Below are 22,991 nucleotides of genomic sequence, written 5' to 3'. Positions count from 1 at the left end.
GTCTCACAGCACCTTGAACAACTTGTCGCGCAACTCAGGGAGGCGCTTGGCGCCCATGCCGGTATTGGCGAGGCTGCTCTCCCAAGCCTCGTACACCTCTCGCAGCTTCTCGGTGGTATCTGAGTGAAAGATATCGTGAATCAGCGAAATGCGCATGTTCTGCCCAATGATGGCGTTGATCGAATTGATCATGAAATTGCGCGCCATTTCGTTGTCTTTGGGTGAGCGTGAGCTGGCCGGCGGCAGGCCACTACGCGAGTGGCTGGTGCCACTGGTGGCGGCCGGAGCTTGCGCTGTGCTGGCAACAGGCGCCTCCTGCGAAACACTCACCGGCGCCGTTTTCAACTGCGACATGACTTGTACGCAGCCATGGGCCAATAGTTCTTGCAATATCTTCCCCGCGTCGCTGCCCTCAGGCAACAGCGCGGCCAGGTCGGGGAACCCGCGCTTGCCATCGATCAAAACCAGAATGCGGCGCACCAGTGGTGCCAGCCCCATGGAGCGGGACTGGATTTCCTGTTGCCCGAGCGGTGTTTTGGCAAACACCGCCAGGGTCAAATCCGGCATATCAGACATGGGCAAAGCGTTGAAGGGCAGCTTACAAATTGACGAACAGCCTTTGTAAAGGCGCCCAGTCCAAACCGCCACCCGGAATTACGCTTACACCGGCCTGAATAAACCTTATAGACTACAAATTGGCCAAAAGGTGACCGCCATTTGCCTATTTAACGTTGCTATTTTGCAACATCAAAATTCAAATGCGCGGAGAAACACACGCCACCGACAGGCAGGAAACCGATCCAGAGCAACGCGTGTTGCGTTTCAGCGTCCGCCCGACCGCCGGATATCACGCAACATAAAAAGGTAGAGCCCCTCTACCTTTTCCCTTGCCCAAGGCGTTTTTCGGAGAAACCGCAAGCTGGAACCCACACTGGGGTCCACATTGAAGCAGCGCACTGGAATGCGCTCGCCCAGTCCGGCCCAACCGTAGTGATCGGCCAAAGCCGTCACCATGGCTTCCAGCGTCACGCCATGCAAAGGATTGCGGGGCTGCTGTTCAGGCGCAGCGCCCGGCGGAGTAGGCGGGGATTCGCTCATGCGGGTGTGCCGCCCATGGCCACTTCCAGGGCATCCACGAACATGGCCGCCACATCGAACCCGCTCTGGTCAAAAATCTCCTGAAAACAGGTGGGGCTGGTGACGTTGATCTCGGTCACTTGGTTGCCGATCATGTCCAGCCCAACCAGCAGCAAGCCCCTTGCAGCCAGCTTGGGCGCAATGGCCTCGGCCACCAGGCGGTTTTCATCGCTCAGCGGCTGCGCCACGCCCTTGCCGCCTGCGGCCAGGTTGCCGCGCACCTCTCCCCCCTGTGGAATGCGCGCCAATACAAATGGCGCGACCTTCCCGCCAATCAACAACAGGCGCTTGTCACCCGCCAGAATTTCCGGCAGGTAGCGCTGCGCCATCACGCTGGTGGCGCCGCCCTGGTTCAGGGTTTCAACAATCGAACCGAGGTTCATGCCGTCTTGCCCGACGCGGAAGATACCGGTCCCGCCCATGCCATCCAGCGGTTTCAGGATGATGTCGTGGTGTTCGGCGTGAAAGGCACGAAGCTCATTGCCATTGCGGGTGACCACCGTGGGTGGTGCATATTCGGCAAATTCCATCAGCGACAGCTTTTCGGGATGGTCGCGCAAGGCGCGTGGGCTGTTGAACACCCGAGCACCCTCTCGCTCGGCCTGCTCCAGGAGGTGGGTCGCGTAGAAATACTCGCTGTCAAAGGGTGGGTCTTTCCTCATGAGCACGGCATCAAAGCTGTGCACCGGCGCCAACACCTCGCTGGGCACGGTGTACCAGTCGTCGGCATGGCCGGTGAGCTGCAAATGGCGAACCTGAGCCGTCACGGGCTGGCCACTGCGCCAGCTCATGAAGCGCGGCTCGGTGCTGCACACCTGATGGCCGCGCTTTTGCAGCTCACGCATCATGGCAAATGTGGTGTCCTTGTAGATCTTGAAGGACTCAATGGGATCGGCAACAAAAAGGATGTTCATGGAGCGATTGTCTTATGGCGGCGAACCTGTTGCACAAACAGGGCAATGGCACCGGCCACCACGCCCCAAAAAGCCGAACCTATGCCGGCGATTGTCACGCCACTCAGCGTGACCAGAAAGGTGATGAGTGCGGCTTCCCTGTGGGCATCTTCCTTCAGGGCGGTATGCAAACCCCCGCCAATGCTGCCGAGCAAAGCGATGCCGGCAATCGCCATCACCAGCTCGCGCGGAAACGCCAGCAACAAACCCGTGACCGCCGCCCCAAACAGGCCGATCACCACATACAAAGCACCGCAGGCCACCGCGGCCGTGTAGCGCTTTTCACGATCCGGGTGGGCCTCTTCGCCCATGCAGATGGCCGCAGTGATGGCGCTGAGGTTGAGCGCGAAGCCACCAAAAGGCGCCAAGACCAAAGTGGCCACACCGGTCATGGTGATGATTTTCGAGATGGGCATGTTGTAGCCTGCCGCCCGGATTGCCGCCACGCCCGGCAGGTTTTGTGAAGCCATGGTCACCACAAACAGCGGCAAGGCCAGGCTTACCATCGCCGACAGACTGAACTCGGGCGTGGTGAACACCGGGCGCGCCAAGTCCAGCGCCACCGTGCCTTGCTTGAACTGGCCATCGAGCACCACCATCAACACACCCACCACCAAGGTGAGCGGAACGGCATAACGAGGGAAAGTGCGCCGTCCGACCAGATAGGCCAGCAACATGCCGCCCACCAAAGGCAGAGCCGTTTGCGCGGCCTCAAAGGCTTGCAACCCGAAGCGGGCCAGCACGCCGGCCAACAACGCCGAGGCCAGTGCCACCGGGATGCGGTTCATCATCCGCTCAAACCAGCCGGTGACGCCGACCAGCGTGATCATGCCGGCACAAACCATGAATGCGCCCACCGCCTGCGCCATCGTGAAGCCACCTGAGAGACCGGCCGTGGCAAGCACGGCCGCGCCCGGCGTGCTCCACGCCACCATCACAGGCTGCCTGAGAATCAGCGAAGGAATCGCCGAACACAACCCCATGCCCAGGCCCAACGCCCACATCCACGAGGTGACCAGTTCAGGCGTGGCCCCAAACGCCAGCGCCGCCTGAAACACAATCGCCACCGAACTGGTGAAGCCCACCAACACCGCGACAAAACCAGCGGTGGTGGCCGACAGACTGAGATCGCGAAAAAAGGACATCGAGCGATTGTGCCGTCAAGCAGCAGAACCCACTTGGCCAGCGAACAAGTGAAGCCGTGCAAAGGCCGTTGAACCCAGGGCCCTGCGGATCTGGCTCGGACAGGCAGCCAGCGCGGCGCCTTTGGGGGGGGGTGACGGCGAAGCCGGTGCAGGGAGATCTAAATCTCGACTTTGGAGCCCAGTTCGATCACTGCGTTACTGGGCAAATTGAGAAACTCGGCCGCAGCGCCCGCGTTGTGGTGCATTTGCGCAAACAGCTTTTCACGCCAGGGCGCCATGCCACTTTCGAGGGTTGGCACCACCAGATCGCGCGACAGAAAGTAGCTCGTCAGCATGGGGTCCAGATCGCAACCACGCCCTCGCATCGCTGCCAATGCCTTGGGAAGGTCCGGATCGTTCTTGAAGCCGTAGTTGACCACCACCTGCCAGCAGTCGTGACCCAGCGGCTCCATCGCCACCCTTTTGTCCAGCCCGATCCAGGGTACGGGCTGGTTGCGCACCGTGACAAACAGGTTTTGCTCGTGCAGCACCTTGTTGTGTTTGAGGTTGTGCAACAAGGCATTGGGCACCACACCGGTCTCGGCGGTCAGGAAAACGGCGGTGCCCGCCACGCGAACCGGTGGGGCCATGAACACCGAAGACATGAAGTTGCCCAGCTCCAGAGCGTCGGCCTTTTGCGCCTTGGCCATCAGGTTGCGGCCCTGCTTCCAGGTCATCATCAAGGTGAACACCACACCTCCGATCATCAACGGAAACCAGCCGCCCGCGAACAGCTTGAGCAAATTGGAGCTGAAGAAGGCCAGGTCCACCACGAAGAAGACGCTGGTGGCCGTCAGGCACAGCCACAACGGGTATTTCCAGCCGAAGCGCAACACGAAGAATGTGAGCACGGTGGTGATCAACATGTCCAGCGTGACCGCTATCCCATAGGCTGCCGCCAGGTTGGTGGACGATTTGAACATCACCACCGCGAACACGATGGCGACAAACAACCCCCAGTTCACCAGCGGCAGGTAAATCTGACCGGTGTCACGCACGCTGGTGTGGCGCAGCTGCAGGCGCGGCAAATACCCGAGCTGAATGGCCTGTTTGGTGACGCTGAAGGCCCCGGTGATGAGCGCTTGAGATGCGATGACCGTGGCCATGGTCGCCAGCCCAACCAATGGCACCACAGCCCATTCGGGCGCCATGTTGAAGAAGGGGTTTTTGACGGCTTCCGGGTCGGCCAGCAACAAGGCGCCCTGGCCAAAGTAGTTCAACGTCAGGCAGGGCATGACGATGGAAAACCAGGCCAGTCGAATCGGTTTTTTGCCAAAGTGGCCGAGGTCGGCGTAAAGCGCTTCGCCACCGGTGACACACAGCACCACGGCCCCCAGAATGATGAAGGTCACACCCGGCTGCGTCCACATGAAGCGCAGGGCATGAAGCGGGTTCAGCGCACCCAGGATTTCCGGGTGTCCCACGATGTGCGACAACCCCAGCGCCGCGATCGAGACAAACCACACCAGGGTGATGGGGCCAAAGAATTTGCCGATGCCTCCGGTGCCGCGTTTCTGAACGGCGAACAACACGAACAGCACCAGCAGCGTGATGGGCACCACAAAACGGTGCAGACCGGGCGACACCACCTCCAGACCCTCAACAGCCGAAAGCACCGAGATGGCTGGCGTGATCACCCCATCGCCATAGAACAGGGCGGTTCCGAAAATACCGATCACCAGCAACACCCGCCGAAGCTCGGGTTTGTCTTTCACTGCCTCGGAAGCCAGCGCCAACATCGCGATCAGCCCCCCTTCCCCCTCGTTGTCCGCCCGCAGCACCAGCACCACGTACTTCAACGAAACGATGACAGTCAGCGTCCAGAAAACAATCGACAGCACGCCATACACATTGGCATGGGTGAACGGCACATGCCCTGATCCGAAAATCTCCTTGATGGCGTACAGAACGCTGGTGCCGATATCACCATAGACGACCCCGATGGCACCAAGCGTGAGGGTCGCAAGCGAGGTTTTTTTTGACGAAGATGCCGACACACGAGCGCCCCAGCCTCACGGCACAGGGTTCAAAAGTTCCAAAGAGGCCGATTCTGCGCTCAATTCGCCCCCCGTGCGCCGGCTTTCGCCGTCACCCCCAGGGGTCGGCACTGGCGGCCCGGCAAAGCCGGTTCCGCGGCGCCCTGGAAGAACTCCCCCGCGTGCCGGTCAAACGCTTCTCCGACCCAAGATGTCTTAATCCAGGGCACTGGCGGGCTGGCTTTGCCAGACGACCAGCGCCGCCCCCGTGAGGGGGTGACGACCCGAGCATCGGGTCGTCACAGGGGTGGGGAAATCAGTCGTATTGTTCGGCGTCCGGGTCGGTCGCTTCCAGTTCGTAGCTGGCGGCCAGCATGGCCAGGCGACCGATCACGCCGTACATGTAGAAGCGGTTGGGCACGCTGGCCCCCGGCTTCATGCCCGGCTGGGGCATTTGCGAGCTCTGCTCAAACGCCAGTGGCACAAAACTGGAGCCGGGGCCACTGAGGTTTTCATCGACACCGCGCTCGGCGTGCACCCGGTAAAAACCACCCACCACGTACCGGTCCATCATGTAGACCACAGGTTCGGCCACGGCGCGGTTGATGCGTTCATTGGTCAACACCCCTTCCTGAATGATGACCTCGCTCACCACCTTGCCCGCCTTCGCCTGGGCCATGCGCTCGCGCACCATGGGGGTGAGCGCATCAAGTTCCTTGACATCGCGCACCGTCATCACACCCATGCCATCGGTGCCGTTGTCGGCCTTGATGACCACAAACGGCTTTTCGTTGATGCCGTATTCCTTGTACTTGCGCCGAACCTTGCCGAGCAAAGCGTCGGTGTTGGAACGCAGGCATTCCAGACCGCTGTCCTGGCTGAAGTCCACCTCGCCGCACTGGTTGAACATGGGGTTGATCAGCCAGTGGTCCATACCCAGCAGCTTGCCAAAACGCTTGGACACTTCTTCGTAGGCCTTGAAGTGGTTGCTCTTGCGGCGCGTGGCCCAGCCGGCGTGCAGCGGGGGCAGGAGGTACTGCTCGTGCAGGTCCTCCAGCATGCCTGGCACACCCGCGCTCAGATCGTTGTTGAGCAAGATGGTGCAGGGGTCAAAGTGCTTCAAGCCCAGGCGGCGCTTGCTGCGCACCAAAGGCTCCAGGATCACCGATTCGCCGCCCGGCAGATCGATGGTGGTGGAACTTGTGACATCTTTGGACAACGATCCCAGACGCACGTTGAGGCCGGCCTGGTAAAAAATGCGCTGCAACTGCAGCAAATTGCTCAGGTAAAACGTGTCGGTGCTGTTCTCGGGGATGAGCAGGAGGTTTTTCGCCTCTGGGCAGATTTTCTCGATCGCCGCCATGGCCGCTTGCACGGCCAGGGGCATCATCTCGGGCGTCAGGTGGTTCCACCCGCCGGGATACAGGTTGGTATCCACCGGCGCGAGCTTGAAACCCGCGTTGCGAACGTCCACCGAAGAGTAGAACGGTGGCGTGTGCTCCATCCACTCCAGGCGGAACCAGCGCTCGATCACGGGCGTGGACTCAAGAATGCGCTGTTCGAGCTCGTTGATTGGGCCGGTCAGGGCGGTAACAAGGTGGGGAACCATAAGATTTGGACGCCCCCCGCGCCGCCTGCGGCGTCACCCCCCACTGGGGGGCGTCAGCTGTGGACCGGCTGAGCCGGAGCCACGCTGACCTCGGTTCGTCTGCGGCGCGCGGGGTGGATCGGTTGAATTGTTGTGTAAGCGTAGCGCTTTTCAGAAATGGGGCCAAAAGTCGCGCATGCAAGGCCGCTCAGGTGCGAACTTCGCCCTCGCCCAGCACCACGTACTTAAGCGAAGTAAGACCTTCCACGCCCACCGGCCCACGGGCGTGGAACTTGTCGGTTGAGATGCCAATTTCGGCACCCAGGCCGTATTCAAATCCATCCGCGAAGCGGGTGCTCGCATTCACCATGACGCTCGCCGAATCAACCTCACGCAGGAATCGCTGGGCGTGCATGTGGTCGCGGGTGAGGATGGCGTCGGTGTGGTGGCTGCTGTAGCGGTTGATATGCGCAATGGCTTCGTCCAAGCCGTCGACCACCTTGATGCTGATCACTGCAGCCAGGTATTCCTCGCTCCAGTCGGCCTCGGTGGCATCTTTCAGCATCGCACCGGTCAGGCCCGTCAAGATGCGCTTGGCTTCAGGACAGCAGCGCATTTCCACGCCTTTACCCGCGAACAACGCTCCAATCTGGGGCAAAAAATCGTTTGCCACCGCGCGCGCCACCAGCAAGCTCTCTGTCGCGTTGCAGGGGCTGTATTTGTGCGTTTTGGCGTTGTCGGACACTTTGACCGCCATCGCGATGTCACAAGGGTCGTCCACATAGGTGTGGCAATTGCCATCCAGGTGCTTGATGACGGGCACCTTGGCCTCGGCGCTGATGCGCTCAATCAACCCCTTGCCACCACGCGGAATAATCACATCCACATACTGCGGCATGGTGATCAGCTGGCCCACGGCAGCGCGGTCGGTGGTCGGCACCAACTGCACCCCCTCCATCGGCAAGCCGGCGCTGTTGAGCGCCTGATGCACCAGGTTGATCAGGGCGCGATTGGAATCGATGGCCTCGGAGCCCCCACGCAAAATCGCTGCGTTGCCGCTCTTGATCGACAGGGAGGCCGCTTCGATGGTCACATTCGGGCGGCTCTCGTAAATCATGCCAAACACCCCGATGGGCACCCGCATCTGGCCCACGCGAATACCGCTGGGCATCTGCCGCATGCCGGTGATCTCGCCGATGATGTCGTTCATCGCCGCGAGCTGCTCGCAGCCTTCGGCGCAAGTTTCAATCACCTTGGGGGTGAGCTTGAGACGGTCCACCATGGGTTCGGCCAGCCCGGCGGCGCGGGCGCGCTCCAGGTCCTTGGCGTTCTCTATCTGCAGGTCTTCGGCACTGGCGCGCAGCAAAGTGGCCAGGGAACGCAGCGCGTGCGCTTTCGTCGCGGCGCTGGCCTGCGCCATCTGGACCGAAGCCTGCTTGGCCTGGGCGCCCAGGGTGTTCATCAATTCGGTGGTGTTGGTCGCATTCATGGCGCCATTTTCGCAGCTTATGTGGCTGCGCTGGAAAGCCATTGCGGAGTGTTCGGCGCTTCGCAGGCCTGGTTCCGCTGCCAGCCCAGCCTTCGGGCGTTTGCTCTGTGCTCGAAGTCTGGCAATAAGGGGGGCTGAGCCCTTCAGCCAGCTAACGCGAGCGCGCTTGCATGGTTAGGATAAATCAAATTTCTTAATTGGTTCCCCACATCCAGTTGTATTCATCTGAACGGCACCTACCAATCAAACACCATTGCTCTGAGCGGTAAAATACCCTGATTGGGCTTTATTGAGGCTCACATCACCGCAATTCTCGACCGTTCCAATGTATTTTTTCTTGTCTGCATCAGTCAATTAAGCTAATTAGAAATAGTCAACATCGAGTTTTTCAAACGCGATGGGATCTTCCAAATTTTTTAGGGGATCGATGGTTCTTGATCGTACGTTGCGATAGCCAGCCTCACCTTTCCGTCCAATACCGCCCACTGCGCGTGGGCGGCATGGGATACGAATAGGAAAATGATCGCTACGGCAAAGTTTGTTTTCATATTTAGAAATCGATACTAAATGACTTTGTCAATTCACCACCGGAACGTATGCTCCACTGCACTGCACCGGCTACCCAAAATCCACTATTTAGCTTGACAAAACTTACCCTTAACGACTGATTGCCAGATTCCCAGCGCCGGGTTGTTTCATTAAGATCTTTAGAAGGCGCCCCTACTGCGCGATCCACATCCGCATGGTTCATTCCTTCGGTGATGCGGTCATAGGCTGCTCGCAAATCCAAGTCGCCATTAGATGAGTTGCTGCTTCCACCGCCGCAAGCGCTGAGCGCCATCGTCGCAACGCCGCTCAGCGCCAAGCTGGCAAATTGTCGACGGTGCATAGGGTTTTCTTGATGGCGTTGCTGAAATACTGGGAATCGGGGTTTGCGGTCCATAGAATGTCCTTTATTGAAAGGTAGCGGTGGCGGAACATCTGCGGACTTTGCTGGATCGATGTCACAAAGGTCTTGTTGGCCTGGCTGGTGACAAACATTCGGGAGCAAATATTAACGCTGAAGTGCGCCGTTTCGGTTGATTTTCGTGTACTTTATTGTTACACATAGCATCAATTTGACCTCATGCGGCGCCAGCGCAACAGGTGCCGGGGCCGATACGAGGAGACGTGGATGAAGAGATTGCGCAAGGTGACGCGAATCTCTTACGGCACATCTGCTCAACGCCTTTTACTGTGCAAACGCCCTTTGCCCATGAGCCCCACCGGCAACCTCGGCACCTAACGCGAACGCGCCTGCGCCAGCACCGGCGCGTCAACCTGCTGTTGATGTTGAGATTGCTGCTGGGTTGCCAGCTCCATGAAGGGGGCATTGGCCGCCGGGCTTTGCAGCGCTTGGCTGGTCAGCGCGTCTTGAATGGCTATGCCCTTGTACGGCGGGTCGCGAAACACCAGCGCCAGGCTTTGGCCGTCATTGCTCAAAGCGGCCTGCTTGAGTTGCGCGGCGTCCAAAGGGTTGAGGCCACTTTGGGCATAGGCGCTGATCTTGTTGGCTTGCTCGGGCGTGTAGCCCCGCTGTGTGAGCTGAACCTGCAGCGATTGCAGGGCGGGATGCAGGAGTGTTTGGTTTGATGCCGATGATGACTGCATCGGTGCTGGTGACTGCGCGCCCTCCGCCTGTCTGCGCCCAGTGCCCAGCCTTTGGTCCAGCGTGCGCATGGTGGCCCCCGGGTCTTGTCCATCGGCTTTGACGGCCGGGTGCTGCGTGGTGCTGCCATCGGACCGCACGCTTTGTAGCTGCATGGACAGTGGCCGCTGGTTCATGCCGGGCTTCAGGTAGGGCTCCACCAGGCTGGCTTTGACCATGCCGCCCCCGGGGCTGGGGAAGTCTTTGCGCCACACCGTGGCCTCGGCGGCCTCGAAACGCCTCCAGCCACTGGCCAGCCGGGTTTCTTCGCTTGCGCTCTGGGTGAGCTGGCGCGGCTGGTTCAGGCCGTTTTTGGGATCGTGGGTGACGGGGTAATCAGCCACGCTGGCGGCCCCTTCCACCAAGCGGCTACCGATCGGGAAAATGGCTCTCGCCCATGTTGAGCGCGAGGCCTGCGCGGCCTCGGCGGTTTTGGGCAGATCGCGCTCGTGGTGAACCGCGGCGCTGCCGTCAAAGCGCCGCTCGGGCGGTACTTCAGCAATAGGCAAGCCGGATTTTTTCATCCAGGCGGTGGACGATTCCAGCACCCGCGCAGCGATGCCGTTGTCATAACCGCCGCCAATGTCGCAATGGTTGCCAGTGACCGGAACCACACTAGCCCCGGGGTGGCCGCTGTGGTCCACACCTTTGAACGGCACGCGGTACTCGTTCTTCGCCTGCACCACGGTGATACTTTTGGATTCGGGCGAAAAGGCCGAGTTGCGGTCAAAGCCGGTGGTCACCGGGTCAAACACCATGGCCCCAGCCAAGCCCAACTGGCCCGGCGGAACGATGACCATGCCTGTGGCCGGGTCGGTGAGGCCACGCTCGTGCAGCATCTGGCTGAACACGGCGGCGGTGCCCGCGCCCCGGCTGAAGCCGGTGGCCAAAACTTTGAGGGATTCGGTGGAGTTGGCGTCAGGGTGTTGTTTCAGCCAGTCGGTGGCTTGTTTTTGGAAGTCGGTGTAGGCAAGCAGCGCGGTTTCCCGCATGTCACCACTGGGGCGAATCGAGGCTTCGAGCGTGCCTTCAAGGCCTGGGTCGGTGCCGACGCCTCTGTAGTAGTTAGAGGAAAAATTCTCGTTTCGCTTGCTCTCAACCTCCATTTGCTTAGAAAGCTGAGCAACGTTGGTCCACTGGGCGCTGCCCGAGAGCTTGACGTTGTCTTTGTCGTTGTTGGTGCCGTCGAAATGCGCCACGAACACGAGTTGTTTGCCACTCATTGTGTCCACATGGGGCGATGGCGTGGCCGCAATCTTGTCGGCCTGAAGTGACATGGCAGCCGTCTCTGCCGGACTCAGCCGTTTGACGATCTCGGTCATTTGACACCGCCTCTGACCTTGGGAGGGTCGTTGTCGGGGTACAAGGTTTTGACGTCTAGATAGTCGTAACCGCCTGGTCCGTTGGGTTGCTTGTTTGCAGGTCGGCGGTTCAGCGTACCTTCAGCGTTTTGCTGAGGGATCAGATAAACATACAACTTGTTCTCATCGATTAGAAAATACACCTTGGTGGCGTGCATATCCTTGGGCGAAGGCAGCCGACTCTTTAGGTCCACCCGGTCTTCGTAAACCTTCTGCGTGGCTTGGTCGCGCCACTTCACATACAAAAAATCAGCCAACGGCATCTTGCCGGCTGTACTGCTTCGGGTGCCTAAGGTGGTCTCGCCGGGCTTCACCTCGTTTCTCACGCCGACTTCGTTCTTGGCGTCTCCATACTCAAAAGCCAGCAAGTCCACGCCAGGACTGTCGGTGGTCAGGTCGTATTGGAAGCTGTGGAACACCACGCGGTCTTCTTTGGCGCAAGCGGTCAAGGATGTGGTCATAAGGCAGGTCAGCAGCACAGCAAAAAGCCAGCGGAAAAAGACGTGATTCAGAGGTGAAGGCATGGCGCGGCATTGGTCGGGGAGGGGCAGACTTGAGTCTAAACCGGTGGTGCGGATTTTTTGTACAAATCACCACTTTGTAACTACATCACAGCCAGGGCTAGCATGTGGACACCTCTTGTCGGGCTCACCCATTTTTGTCCTCATCAGCTGGGCCTGCAGCGATTGACCTTCGGTGGCATGGCATCAGAATTTCTCCCAAAATACTGTGGGGTGTAGAGTTCCATACAACCTGAACCCGCCCAGTCACCCCACCCCCTGCACCCGACGCTCGATGACCCAGACTCTTCTCAAAACCCTGATCATCTCTGGCGCAGCGCTGTTCTCCAGCTGGGGTCATGCAGCAGACATTAACTTTGAACCGGTGGCACCTGGCGTCTTTGCTTGTATCGGCGATACCGGCCAACGCAGCGACCAAAATGAAGGGCTCAACAACAACATCGGTTTGGTGGTCACCACAGACGGCGCGCTGTTGATCGACAGCGGCGCCAGCTTCCAGGGTGCACGCCAAATTGCTGCTGCCGCCAGGAAGGTGACCAGCCAGCCGATCAAGTGGGTCATCAACACCGGCGGCCAGGATCACCGGTGGCTGGGCAACGGTTACTTCATTGACCAGGGCGCGGTGGTGATGGCTCACGAGGACGCCAAAGCCGACATGCAAGCACGCGGTGGCCTGCAGTTGGCCGCGCTCAAGCCCCTGTTGAAAGAAAAGCTCGACGGCACCCAGCCAACGCTGCCCACCCAGTGGTTCAAAAGACCCGATGAATCCCTGAATCTGGGTGGAACGAAGGTGGAAATCAAGTACCGAGGCGGCGCACACACCCCAGGCGACATTGTCGTCTGGTTGCCCGAGCAAGGCGTGCTGTTCAGTGGCGATGTGGTCTACCTGGACCGCTTGCTGGGCATTTTTCCGTTCAGCCACACCGGTCGCTGGATGGACAGCCTGCAAGCCATTCGCGCGCTGAAGCCGGCCCGCATCGTGCCCGGCCATGGCCGCGTGGGCGATCTGTCCAAAATGGAAGCGGATACAGAGCGCTATTTGCAAGCCTTGCGCACCCATATGAAAATCGCGGTTCGGGACATGGCCAATATCAGCGAGGCGGTTCAATCGTTTGATGCAAAACCGTTTATGCATTTGCTCAACGCCGCCGATCTGCACCCGGGCAACGCCAGTCGAACCTATCTGGAGCTTGAGCGCGAATAAGCACCCAACCCTTCCCTAACAACCCAGCCTTCAACCGAAACAGGACACACCATGAAAAACGCTCTCGATCTCGTCACCGCAGCCAAAGCCCAAGTGACTGAAATTCCCGTCACGGAAGCAGAAGCCGCCATCCGGAACGCCGATGTGCTCATCGATGTGCGCGAAGAGAGTGAATTTGGCGCCGGCCACCTGCCCGGCGCCATTCATGCCTCGCGTGGCATGCTCGAGTTCAAGCTCAGCGGTACGCCTGCGCTCGCCGCACGCGATATCAAAGTGGTGTTGTATTGCAAAACCAGTGGCCGTGCCGCGCTGGCTGCTGCGGCCATGAAAGAAATGGGCTACCTCAACGTGACCTCGATCGCTGGCGGCTTCGACGCCTGGGTGGCGGCGGGCAAACAGATCGACAAACCCCAGTTGCCCAGTTTCGGCTGAGCAACGAAACCGCGCTCAGCGAGGGCCGCAGGCCAGCGCCACGCGCATGGCCATCTGCTGCAAGGCGCCCCATGCATCGCCCGGCCAGCCTGGTGCCTTCAGCCCCTTGACGATGCCGTCCACCGTGTGGGCATCGTCAAGCCATTTGCCCAGCACGGCGCTGCTGAGCACCGGCACCACGCGCTCCATCAGTTTTTCTTTGAGTCCCCACACACGGTTTTCGCGCAAGGCCATGGGCAAAGGCCGCCCGGCGTCGATGGCGAGGCGCACCCGGTGCAAGGTTCGAATATCCTCTGACAAGGCCCAATGCACCAGCACAGCGGGTTCTCCCACTGCCTGCAAGCCATCGAGCATGCGCTGGGTGCGCACCACCTGACCAGACAGCACCGCCTCTGCCAGCTTGAAAGGCGTGTACCGCGCCACATTGAGCACCGCACCTTCAACCTGATCAAAGCTCAGCTCTCCGGCAGGAAAGAGCAGTCCCAGCTTCTGGATCTCCTGGTATGCGGCCAGCAAGTTGCCCTCGACCCTGTCGGCAAAAAACTGCAGCGTTCGTTGGCCCTCTTCTCCGCTGACCACATGCTGGCCCTGCTGCTGCAAACGCAACGCAATCCATTGAGGCAAAGCCTGGCGCTCCACAGGATCCACCTTTACCGTGACCCCAAAGCCTTCCAGGGCCCCGAACCAGGCCCCTTTGGTGGTTTGTCCATCAAGGCGCGGCAAGAGCACCAGCGTGAGCACGCTGTCGTTGTCTTGTGCGTTAGCGGCGATCTGCTGCAGGATTTGGGCGCCATCTTTGCCGGGCTTGCCGGTCGGAATGCGGATCTCGACGATTTGCTTGTCGGCAAACAAACTCAGTGAACCACCACTGGCCAACACCTCGCTCCAGTCAAAGTGGGCCCCGGCCACCGTGTGCACCGTGCGCTCGGTGTAGCCCTGTGCTCTGGCCGCGCTGCGAATCGAATCCGCGGCCTCCTGAATCAGCAGCGGTTCATCACCATGCACTGTGTAAAGGCTTCTCAGCCCGCGTTGCAACTGACCGCCGAGCTGCTGAGCCGCTACCTGCATGCCGACTTACCGATCAGAGCGACGTGACCGAAGCCAGGCGGCGCATAACTTGCTGCACCACATCGCTTTCCATATCCTTGAACATCAGTTGCTCTTCGGCGGACTTGGCCAAGGCGTCGGTTTCGCTGAAGCTGATATCGCGCTCAAGCAACATTTCGTTGTCCTCAATCAACCATTTGCCCGCTGGCGTGCTCAAGCTGAAGCGAAACCGGTAGCGCAACTCCAGTTCACGCACTTGACCGCTGGTGGTCTGACCCACGACAGCCCGTTCGCGCTGATCCGTGATGACGCCGAGCACGACCGCCCCAGCTTTCCCTGCGACTGGTGGCATAGAAGCCACCTGGATGCCAGAGGCTGCCAATTCGCGCTGCAAGGCCTTGGAGACCGGACTGGTGACGTTTTGGGTCACATACACCGTGGTGAACCCGAAATTTGGCGCCTGCCGCATGGCAAAACCACACCCGGCCAGGGCACTGGCCAGCGCAACCATGGCGCCCACCCCGGCGACGCGGCGCAATGCCGTGCGCCTTCCGATGGCTGACGCAGCTCGGACACTGTAGGCAGCCAAAGGCTGGCGAATCGGGGAGTTGGATTGTGCGTTCATGTCGCGAGTTTTATACCACCACGTTGACCAAACGACCCGGAACAACGATCACCTTTTTGGGCGCGGCGCCGTCAGCCTGCTTGACAAATGCCTCACTCGCCAGGGCTGCAGCCTCGATGGCAGCCTTGTCGGCACTGGCAGGCACGGTAATGCTGCCACGCAATTTGCCATTGATTTGTAACACCAGCTCAAGCTCTTCTCGCTTCAGTGCCGCGTCATCGGGCTGGGGCCACGGCGCATCGAGAAGATCTCCCCACTGCGGCGCATAGCCAAGATCGCGCCAGAGCTGGTGAGCCAGGTGTGGTGTGGCGGGGTAGATGCACCGCAACAGCAAGCCAAAGCACTCCGCCACGGCTGCGGTATCGCCAGCGGATCCGTCTGGCTTGAAATCTTCCAGGGCGTTGAGCATTTTCATCGCACCCGACACCACCGTGTTGTATTGCATGCGCTGGTAGTCGTAGTCCACCTGCTTGAGCACCGTGTGGATCTCCAGTCGCAGAGCCTTGGCCGGCTTGGACAAAGTTTGTTTTGACACGCTGGCGGCGGCTTCTCCCAACCCGCTCTGGGTCGAGAGTTTGTGGCCAAAGCCCCAGACCCGGCGCAAGAAACGGTAACTGCCCTCGACCGCCGCGTCGTTCCACTCCAGCGTGGCTTCGGGTGGCGCAGTGAACATGGTGTACAGGCGCGCGGTGTCGGCCCCGTAGCGTTCGATCAGGTCTTGTGGATCAACGCCATTGTTCTTGGACTTGGACATGGTGCCCACGCCCTCGTAATCGATGGCGGTACCGACCGGCAGATCGCCCACCGCTTTGACCAACTTCGCACCGACCACCTTGCCCGCATCGTCGAGCACATGCTCCACATCGGCTGGCCAGAAATAGTCTTTGCCCCCTTTGTCGGTCCGGCGCGAATAAATGTGGTTCAGCACCATGCCCTGAGTGAGCAGCTTGGTGAAGGGTTCATCGATTTTCACCAGCCCCAGATCGCGCATGACCTTGGTCCAGAAGCGGGCGTAGAGCAGGTGCAGGATGGCATGTTCGACGCCACCGATGTACTGGTCCATGCCGCTGCCGCCAATTGCGGCATCTTGATCGCGCATCCAGTAGTCCGCACCATCGGCCACCATTTTCTCGCTGTTGCTGGGGTCGCAATAGCGCATGAAGTACCAGGACGAATCCACGAAAGTGTCCATGGTGTCGGTTTCACGGCGCGCTGCTTTGCCGCACACCGGACACACCACGCCGGCATGGAATCCTTCATGCTTGTTCAGCGGATTGCCTGAGCCGTCAGGGATGCAGTCCTGCGGCAGCACCACAGGCAGATCCTTTTCCGGCACGGGCACGGCGCCGTGCTCATCGCAATGAATGATGGGGATCGGTGTGCCCCAGTAACGCTGGCGGCTCACGCCCCAGTCGCGCAGGCGGAAGGTCGTTTTTTTCTCACCGAGATCTTTGGCTGCCATCAGCTCAGCAACCTTGTCGACCGCAGCTTTGGTGTTCAACCCGTTCAACGCCCCCGAATTCACGCAAGCGCCGCGCTGCTTGTCGCCATACCAGTCAGCCCACTCGGTGAGGCTGAAGGCCTCTCCTTCAACCGCCACCACCTGCTTGATCTCGATCCCGTACTTCAAGGCGAACGAAAAATCACGCTCATCGTGCGCCGGCACACCCATCACCGCGCCATCGCCGTAGCTCATCAACACGTAGTTGCCCACCCACACGTCCACGGCGGCGCCGGTGAGCGGGTGGGTCACGGTCAAACCCGTCTTCATGCCCTTCTTTTCCTGCGTGGCCAGCTCGGCTTCGGTGGTACCACCACTCTTGCACTCTTCGATGAAGGCGACCAGCTCGGGATTCGAGGCGGCCGCGTGCATGGCCAGCGGGTGCTCTGGCGCGACGGCGCAGAAGGTCACGCCCATGATCGTGTCTGCTCGGGTGGTGAATACGTACATCTTGCCGTCGCCGATCAAAGCGCCGGAAGCGTCCTTGATCTCGTGCGGGAATGCGAAGCGCACACCTTCTGACTTGCCAATCCAGTTTTCCTGCATCAGACGCACCTTGTCGGGCCAGCCATTGAGCGTGGCTTTGGGGTTGCCCAGTTGCACATGCTCGAGCAACTCTTCCGCGTAAGACGTGATGTTCAGGTAATAGCCCGGGATCTCGCGCTTCTCGACCACCGCGCCTGTGCGCCAACCTTTGCCGTCGATCACCTGCTCGTTGGCCAGCACCGTCTGGTCCACCGGGTCCCAGTTCACGACCTGGGTCTTGCGATAGGCAACCGTGACTGGTTCACCTTGCTCGTCCATCAGTGGGTGACCGTCTATCCCCTTGACCGGCATCTTGAGCATCTGCAAGAACAGCCACTGGTTCCACTTGTAGTACGTGGGGTCACAGGTGGCGATCTCGCGGCTCCAGTCGACAGCCAGCCCCATGGCCTGCATCTGTTTCTTCATGTAGGCGATGTTTTCATGCGTCCACTTCGCAGGCGGCACGCCATTTTTCAACGCCGCGTTTTCCGCTGGCAAGCCAAACGCATCCCAGCCCATGGGCATCAACACGTTGTGGCCGTTCATGCGCAAGTAGCGCGTGAGCATGTCATTGATGGTGTAGTTGCGCACATGGCCCATGTGCAGCTTGCCGCTGGGGTAAGGCAGCATCGAGCACGCGTAGAACTTCTTCTTGCCCGAATCTTCGGTGACGCGATAGGCGTCGGTGGCGTTCCAGTGGGCGTGCGCGGCGCGCTCGACATCCTTGTGGGCGTAAGTGGATTGCATGAAGAAAACCAAAAGCCGGGAAACCGGCGAAAGAAAAGCTGGCCAGGCGCCGCGCAGGCCGCGCGTTCACCCAGAGTGAGGAATAGCGCTGCAATGCAGCGCGCCCTCAATTTTAGGGCTTGCGGGGCACCAAAGGCTGCGGCTCGCCTGTCGCGGGATCGGCCATGAACCCGATGCGAGACAAACCAGCAGCCTGCGCCATGGCAATCAGCCGCACCACCTGCCCGTAAGGCACAGCGGTATCGGCGCGCAAACGAAGCTCGGTTGCGGCATTGGTTTTGCCCGTTTGGGCCAGTCGCGCGCCCAGCCCAGCCTCATCAACAGCTGCGTCGTCCCAATACACCTGTCCCGTGGCGTCAATGGCAATGGCCACAAAAGCATCGGTCTCTTGCACTTTTTCAGCCACCGGCGTTGGCGTTTTTGGCAACTCCAGGTCCAGCTGACTGGTCATGAGCGGCGCAGTGATGATGAATATCACCAGCAACACCAGCATCACATCGACCAGCGGTGTCACGTTGATTTCGCTCATCGGGCGATGCCCTGTAGGCTTCTCCAGCCGACCAAAACCCATGGCTCAGTTCTCCGATCTGGATGCGCCCAGCGGGTGCACCAGCAGTTCACGCAAGTCGCGGGCAAAGCCTTCGAGATCGGCCTCGATGCGGGCAATCTGTCGGCCCAGCACGTTGTAGGCCAGGACCGCTGGAATCGCAACCGCCAGACCGGCAGCCGTCATGACCAGCGCTTCACCCACCGGGCCAGACACCTGTTCGATCTGGAACTTGCCTTCCAGTCCAATCGACGTCAGCGCGTTGAAAATACCCCAGACCGTACCGAGCAATCCCACAAAAGGCGCCGTGGAGCCCACCGTCGCCAACAACACCTGGCCAAATTGCAGGCGGTTGAGAACGCCATGCAGCGCATCGCGCAACACACGGGTGAGCTGCTGCGAGCGATCTCCGGCCGAAGCAAGGGTGCCTGGCGCTGCTTCCTCCAGTGTGCGCACGGCCAGCAACAGCGGCGTCACCAGTTGGCGAGGGTCGCTGCCTGCGAGGCGCTGTTGCGCCTCGTCCAGGCCGGCGGCCTGCCAAAAGCCTTCGGCAGATCGCTGCACATCGCGCCCTGCGCGGCGCAGCAGCCAGCCTTTCCACAGAATCACAACCCAACTCGCCACCGACATCAACAGCAGCAGCAAGGCCACGCTGCGGCTCACGGCATCGCCCTGCATCACGGTTTCGAAAACACCCATGTTTGGATCCAGTTAGGAAAAACGAACCGCCTCAGCGCAGGCTGAGCACGTCGAACATATCGAACAGCCCGGTGGCCTTTCCACTCAGAAAGCGCGCTGCTCGCAAACTGCCCTGCGCATAACCTGCCCGGCTGCTGGATTTGTGGGATATTTCGATGCGCTCGCCGGTACCGGCAAACATCACGGTGTGGTCGCCCACGATGTCGCCGCCCCGAATGGTGGCAAAGCCAATGCTTGAAGGATCGCGCTCGCCAGTCACCCCTTCGCGGGCGTAGACCGCGCAGTCCTTCAGGTCCCGACCCAGGGCATCGGCGATCACTTCGCCCATCTTGAGTGCCGTGCCGCTGGGGGCATCGACCTTGTGGCGGTGATGGGCTTCGATGATTTCGATGTCGTAGCCGGTGGACATCGCCCGGGCCGCCATGTCAAGCAGCTTGAGTGTGACATTCACCCCCACGCTCATGTTGGGCGCCATCACGATAGCGATGCGCTTGGCGGCCTGAGCGATCTCGGCCTTTTGTTCATCAGAGAACCCGGTGGTACCGATCACCAGATTGACACCCTGGGCCACACACGCGTGCATGTGCTCCAGTGTGCCTTCCGGGCGCGTGAAATCGATCAGGCACTGGCTGTGCGACAGGCCAGCAGCGATATCGGCGGTGATGTTCACCGCGGTTTGCTTGCCCGAGTAAGCACCGGCATCCTGGCCAAGTGCCGGACTGGTGGCGATATCAAGAGCACCGGCGAGCAGGCAATCATCGCTGGCGCCTATGGCTTCAATCAGCATCTGACCCATGCGCCCACTGGCGCCAGCGACACAAATGCGGTGCGGCGGAGCCGCAGGTGTCACGGCGTTCATTTCGCGGCTCCGGGCGACTCCAGAGGCGGATAGTTGGTTGCAGGTGCCACCGGAGGCGGGTTGGTACCACCAGTCACAACAGCGTTGCGCGCCTCAAACGCCTTGAGCTGTTCCTCGGTGGCCTGAAGCACCGGGGCCTTGCCTGGCTTGCGGGACGTGTCCAGCGACGCTACGAACTCGGCTTCACTGGGCAGCTCGTCTGACTCGAAACGCTCCAGTACCGCGTCCTTGAAAAACACCGTCAAGCGGCGACTTTGCGTGGCTTGCCCCTGGCGACGGAAGGTAAAGACATAGTCCCACCGGTCGGCATGGAACACACTGGCGAGCAGCGGGGAGCCAAGCAAGTCGCGCACCTGTTCGCGAGCCATGCCCGCCCGCAGCGCTTGTGCCTGTTCGCGCGTGACCACATTGCCTTGCACGATATCAATTTTGTAAGGGGTTACAACGCTGCCCACGCTGGGCAACCTGTCGCTCACAGAGGAGCAGGCCGACAGTGCGCTCACAGCGGTCACAACCAGGCCCAACGCCAGGCATCGAACGGCACTTGAGGGATGGCGGACAAAAGGCATAGAGCGGAAAGAAAGCTGGTGCATGCAGGCAACCTGAAGTTGGCGAGGCACCGGGATGTTTCCCGGTAGAAAACGACCCGGCGGTACGCTGACGATATGATGCTTCATTGTAGCCCCGGGGTCTCGCCCCAGTGGACCCTTGCACCGACCTCGTGCCACTGTCGCCGGCCCTCTCGCCGCTTCGCAAAGACCGCCATGACCAATATCGACGAACTCAAGAACACCGGCCTGAAGGCCACGCTGCCGCGTTTGAAGATTCTGGAGGTGTTCCAGAACGCCAAGCAGCGGCACATGACCGCCGAAGACGTGTACCGCGTACTGCTGGAGAACCAGTCAGACATCGGGCTGGCCACGGTGTACCGCGTATTGATGCAGTTCGAACAGGCGGGGCTGCTCACACGCAGCAACTTCGAGTCGGGCAAAGCCGTCTACGAACTGGACGAAGGCCAGCATCACGATCACTTGGTGTGCCTGGATTGCGGGCGTGTGGAAGAGTTTTTCGACCCGGAAATCGAAAAGCGCCAGCAAATGGTCGCCAAGAGCCGCGGCTTCGTTTTGCAGGAACATGCCCTGTCGCTCTACGCCAGTTGCAACAAACCCGACTGCCCTCACCGCAGCAATCAGCAGCGCTGAAGCGCGAGCCGGGGCTTATTCCCCCTTTTGCATCGCCGCCCGGTGTCGGGCCACGAACTCCTGATACGTGTCGATGCCGCGCAGTTGCAGGATGGTGTTGCGCACCGCCGCCTCCACCAGCACAGCTATGTTGCGGCCTGCCACCACCTGAATCACGGCTTTGCGCACGGGCACTCCCAGTACATCCTGGTACAGCGGTTCATGCGGCATGCGGTCGTAGTCACGCTCCAGGGTTTCCCGGCGCACCAGATGCACGATCAGGTTGAGACGCATCTTGCGGCGCACAGCGGTCTCACCAAAAATGGCCTTGATATCGAGCAAGCCTATGCCCCGCACCTCCAACAGGTTTTGCAACAACTCGGGGCAACGGCCTTCGATACTGGCCTGGTTGGTGCGAAAAATATCCACCGCGTCATCGGCCACCAATCCGTGACCACGTGAGATCAACTCCAGACCCAGTTCGCTTTTGCCCAAGCCGGACTCACCGGTGATGAGCACGCCCATCCCCAGGATATCCATGAACACGCCGTGCATGGATGAACGGTCGGCGAAGTGACGCGACAAATAGGCGCGCAAGACGTCAATCACAAACGCCGCTGGCTCCGTTGAGGCAAACATCGGAATTTGCGCCCGCTCGCACATCGCCACCATGGGCTGCGGCGCAGTCTGACCATCGGCCAAAACCAGCACCGGAGGCTCAAGCGTCACGATGCGCGCGATCCTGCGTCGGTTGTCGTCATCAACGGCGCTGGTGAGGTAGGTAATTTCGCGCTCGCCACACACCTGCACCCGATACGGGTGGATGTAGTTCAAGTAGCCCACCAGGTCTGCACCTGAGCGCGCCTCGCGGATGGCCACCTCGTCAAAGCGGCGCTCGGAAGCACCCAGTCCAGCCACCCATTGCCACTTCAGGGCTTCGCGGTGGTCTTCGAACAGAACGTCGGCGCTGACAACGGTGGGCTTCATGACGGGATCACAGGCTCGCGCAAAAGTAAGGCACGGGAGCAAGAAAGCCTTGCCGCCAAGTCGCCCCAGCCCGAATCAATCTCCTCGGGGGGCAGCGACCCGCGCAGCGGTGGAGCGTGGGGGCCAGCAAGCGTCAGGCCGCTGCGTGCGCCGACTGCCAGGAAGTGATCAGGGTGTGCAGGCCACTGGCTTCGCTGGACGATTTCATGCGATCGCGCAGGGCGCTGTCGCTGAGCAGTTCGGCAATCTCGGACAAGATTTCCAGGTGCTTCTGGGTCGCGGCCTCAGGTACCAGCAGAAAAATCAGCAGTTGCACCGGCAACTCGTCTGGCGCGTCAAAGCCAATCGGATTGGCCAGCTGAAACACCGCGGCCAATGGCTGCTTGAGGCCTTTGATGCGCCCGTGGGGAATGGCCACACCATGCCCCAACCCCGTTGAACCCAGACGCTCGCGAGCAAAAAGGCTGTCGGTAATCAAGGCGCGGTTCAGCCCGTGAAGGGTTTCAAAGAGCAGTCCAGCCTCTTCGAATGCGCGCTTTTTGCTGGTGGCATCCACGCTCACGAGCACTTGGCCCGCGGGCAATATGGCAGATAGTCGGTTCATGTAGGCCTCTTGGAGGGCAAATTATGCCGCCTTGAGGCGCCTTGCCTAGTGCTTTGTTACAAAAAAGCCGCTTGACATTTCAAGCGGCTTGTTCCAGTGCAGCATCGTTGCTGCGCTATGGGACCAGTTGGTACCAG

Annotated in this window: 22 protein-coding genes; 3 read left to right on the top strand and 19 right to left on the bottom strand. The window is 60.3% G+C overall.

Going from position 1 to position 22,991, the window contains the following annotated elements:
* Window positions 1-3: 3 nt before the first annotated feature.
* From LPB072_RS02500 to LPB072_RS02455, 10 genes are all read right to left on the bottom strand, one after another.
* A complete protein-coding gene (locus LPB072_RS02500) occupies window positions 4-576 on the bottom strand; it encodes a hypothetical protein (protein ID WP_066085097.1) in 573 nt (190 codons plus the stop codon).
* A 246-nt stretch (window positions 577-822) separates the two neighbouring features.
* On the bottom strand, window positions 823-1,098 hold the full coding sequence (locus LPB072_RS02495; protein ID WP_066085094.1) for a VF530 family protein: 276 nt from the start codon (window positions 1,096-1,098) through the stop codon (window positions 823-825).
* The gene (gshB, locus tag LPB072_RS02490; RefSeq protein WP_066085091.1) at window positions 1,095-2,051 is read right to left on the bottom strand and encodes a glutathione synthase; all 957 of its coding nucleotides are present in this window, start codon (window positions 2,049-2,051) and stop codon (window positions 1,095-1,097) included. Before gshB ends, LPB072_RS02495 begins: the two co-directional genes overlap by 4 nt.
* Window positions 2,048-3,235, bottom strand: a complete 1,188-nt coding sequence (locus tag LPB072_RS02485) for a benzoate/H(+) symporter BenE family transporter (protein WP_066085089.1) — start codon at window positions 3,233-3,235, stop codon at window positions 2,048-2,050. The genes gshB and LPB072_RS02485 overlap by 4 nt, the downstream gene beginning before the upstream one ends.
* Window positions 3,236-3,393: 158 nt before the next feature.
* Complete coding sequence (locus LPB072_RS02480; protein WP_066085084.1) at window positions 3,394-5,271, bottom strand: potassium transporter Kup; 1,878 nt, start codon at window positions 5,269-5,271, stop codon at window positions 3,394-3,396.
* A gap of 295 nt (window positions 5,272-5,566) precedes the next feature.
* A complete protein-coding gene (gshA, locus tag LPB072_RS02475; protein ID WP_066085082.1) occupies window positions 5,567-6,859 on the bottom strand; it encodes a glutamate--cysteine ligase in 1,293 nt (430 codons plus the stop codon).
* Between the two features lie 187 nt (window positions 6,860-7,046).
* A complete protein-coding gene (locus tag LPB072_RS02470; RefSeq protein WP_066085080.1) occupies window positions 7,047-8,327 on the bottom strand; it encodes a glutamate-5-semialdehyde dehydrogenase in 1,281 nt (426 codons plus the stop codon).
* 550 nt (window positions 8,328-8,877) lie between these two features.
* The gene (locus LPB072_RS23325; protein WP_157559220.1) at window positions 8,878-9,270 is read right to left on the bottom strand and encodes a hypothetical protein; all 393 of its coding nucleotides are present in this window, start codon (window positions 9,268-9,270) and stop codon (window positions 8,878-8,880) included.
* 338 nt (window positions 9,271-9,608) lie between these two features.
* Window positions 9,609-11,336, bottom strand: a complete 1,728-nt coding sequence (locus tag LPB072_RS02460) for a phospholipase effector Tle1 domain-containing protein (protein ID WP_066085074.1) — start codon at window positions 11,334-11,336, stop codon at window positions 9,609-9,611.
* On the bottom strand, window positions 11,333-11,836 hold the full coding sequence (locus LPB072_RS02455; protein ID WP_157559219.1) for a hypothetical protein: 504 nt from the start codon (window positions 11,834-11,836) through the stop codon (window positions 11,333-11,335). Before LPB072_RS02455 ends, LPB072_RS02460 begins: the two co-directional genes overlap by 4 nt.
* A gap of 334 nt (window positions 11,837-12,170) precedes the next feature.
* Here LPB072_RS02455 and LPB072_RS02450 point away from each other — a divergent pair, with 334 nt between their 5' ends.
* Both LPB072_RS02450 and LPB072_RS02445 read left to right on the top strand, forming a co-directional pair.
* The gene (locus tag LPB072_RS02450) at window positions 12,171-13,100 is read left to right on the top strand and encodes an MBL fold metallo-hydrolase (RefSeq protein ID WP_066085069.1); all 930 of its coding nucleotides are present in this window, start codon (window positions 12,171-12,173) and stop codon (window positions 13,098-13,100) included.
* A 51-nt stretch (window positions 13,101-13,151) separates the two neighbouring features.
* The gene (locus LPB072_RS02445) at window positions 13,152-13,532 is read left to right on the top strand and encodes a rhodanese-like domain-containing protein (protein WP_066085066.1); all 381 of its coding nucleotides are present in this window, start codon (window positions 13,152-13,154) and stop codon (window positions 13,530-13,532) included.
* Window positions 13,533-13,547: 15 nt separating this feature from the next.
* Here LPB072_RS02445 and holA read toward each other — a convergent pair whose 3' ends face one another.
* The 7 genes from holA to LPB072_RS02410 form a co-directional block, all read right to left on the bottom strand.
* The gene (holA, locus tag LPB072_RS02440; RefSeq protein WP_066085063.1) at window positions 13,548-14,600 is read right to left on the bottom strand and encodes a DNA polymerase III subunit delta; all 1,053 of its coding nucleotides are present in this window, start codon (window positions 14,598-14,600) and stop codon (window positions 13,548-13,550) included.
* Between the two features lie 13 nt (window positions 14,601-14,613).
* Window positions 14,614-15,204, bottom strand: a complete 591-nt coding sequence (locus LPB072_RS02435; RefSeq protein ID WP_231943399.1) for an LPS-assembly lipoprotein LptE — start codon at window positions 15,202-15,204, stop codon at window positions 14,614-14,616.
* A gap of 10 nt (window positions 15,205-15,214) precedes the next feature.
* Window positions 15,215-17,977 carry a leucine--tRNA ligase gene (gene leuS, locus LPB072_RS02430; protein WP_066085060.1) on the bottom strand — a complete coding sequence of 921 codons (2,763 nt, stop codon included), beginning with the start codon at window positions 17,975-17,977 and terminating at the stop codon, window positions 15,215-15,217.
* A gap of 112 nt (window positions 17,978-18,089) precedes the next feature.
* Window positions 18,090-18,506 carry an ExbD/TolR family protein gene (locus LPB072_RS02425; protein ID WP_331000251.1) on the bottom strand — a complete coding sequence of 139 codons (417 nt, stop codon included), beginning with the start codon at window positions 18,504-18,506 and terminating at the stop codon, window positions 18,090-18,092.
* A gap of 45 nt (window positions 18,507-18,551) precedes the next feature.
* On the bottom strand, window positions 18,552-19,223 hold the full coding sequence (locus tag LPB072_RS02420; protein WP_066085054.1) for a MotA/TolQ/ExbB proton channel family protein: 672 nt from the start codon (window positions 19,221-19,223) through the stop codon (window positions 18,552-18,554).
* Between the two features lie 31 nt (window positions 19,224-19,254).
* Complete coding sequence (gene dapB, locus LPB072_RS02415) at window positions 19,255-20,082, bottom strand: 4-hydroxy-tetrahydrodipicolinate reductase (protein ID WP_070263902.1); 828 nt, start codon at window positions 20,080-20,082, stop codon at window positions 19,255-19,257.
* Complete coding sequence (locus LPB072_RS02410) at window positions 20,079-20,675, bottom strand: outer membrane protein assembly factor BamE (RefSeq protein ID WP_231943397.1); 597 nt, start codon at window positions 20,673-20,675, stop codon at window positions 20,079-20,081. The genes dapB and LPB072_RS02410 overlap by 4 nt, the downstream gene beginning before the upstream one ends.
* Before the next feature lie 171 nt (window positions 20,676-20,846).
* On the opposite strand from LPB072_RS02410, the gene fur reads away from it, so the two are divergent.
* The gene (fur, locus tag LPB072_RS02405) at window positions 20,847-21,284 is read left to right on the top strand and encodes a ferric iron uptake transcriptional regulator (protein WP_066088864.1); all 438 of its coding nucleotides are present in this window, start codon (window positions 20,847-20,849) and stop codon (window positions 21,282-21,284) included.
* Window positions 21,285-21,299: 15 nt separating this feature from the next.
* Here the strand turns inward: fur and hprK are convergent, their stop codons facing one another.
* Both hprK and LPB072_RS02395 read right to left on the bottom strand, forming a co-directional pair.
* Window positions 21,300-22,250 carry an HPr(Ser) kinase/phosphatase gene (hprK, locus tag LPB072_RS02400; protein WP_066088866.1) on the bottom strand — a complete coding sequence of 317 codons (951 nt, stop codon included), beginning with the start codon at window positions 22,248-22,250 and terminating at the stop codon, window positions 21,300-21,302.
* Window positions 22,251-22,383: 133 nt separating this feature from the next.
* Window positions 22,384-22,854, bottom strand: coding sequence for a PTS sugar transporter subunit IIA (locus tag LPB072_RS02395; RefSeq protein WP_066088869.1), 471 nt, complete (start codon window positions 22,852-22,854; stop codon window positions 22,384-22,386).
* Between the last annotated feature and the right edge of the window lie 137 nt (window positions 22,855-22,991).

The sequence above is a fragment of the Hydrogenophaga crassostreae genome (genome assembly GCF_001761385.1).
In the GTDB taxonomy this organism is placed as follows: Bacteria; Pseudomonadota; Gammaproteobacteria; order Burkholderiales; family Burkholderiaceae_C; genus Hydrogenophaga; species Hydrogenophaga crassostreae.
Note: the sequence above shows the minus strand (reverse complement) of the source record. Positions and strands in the feature narration are given on the sequence as shown.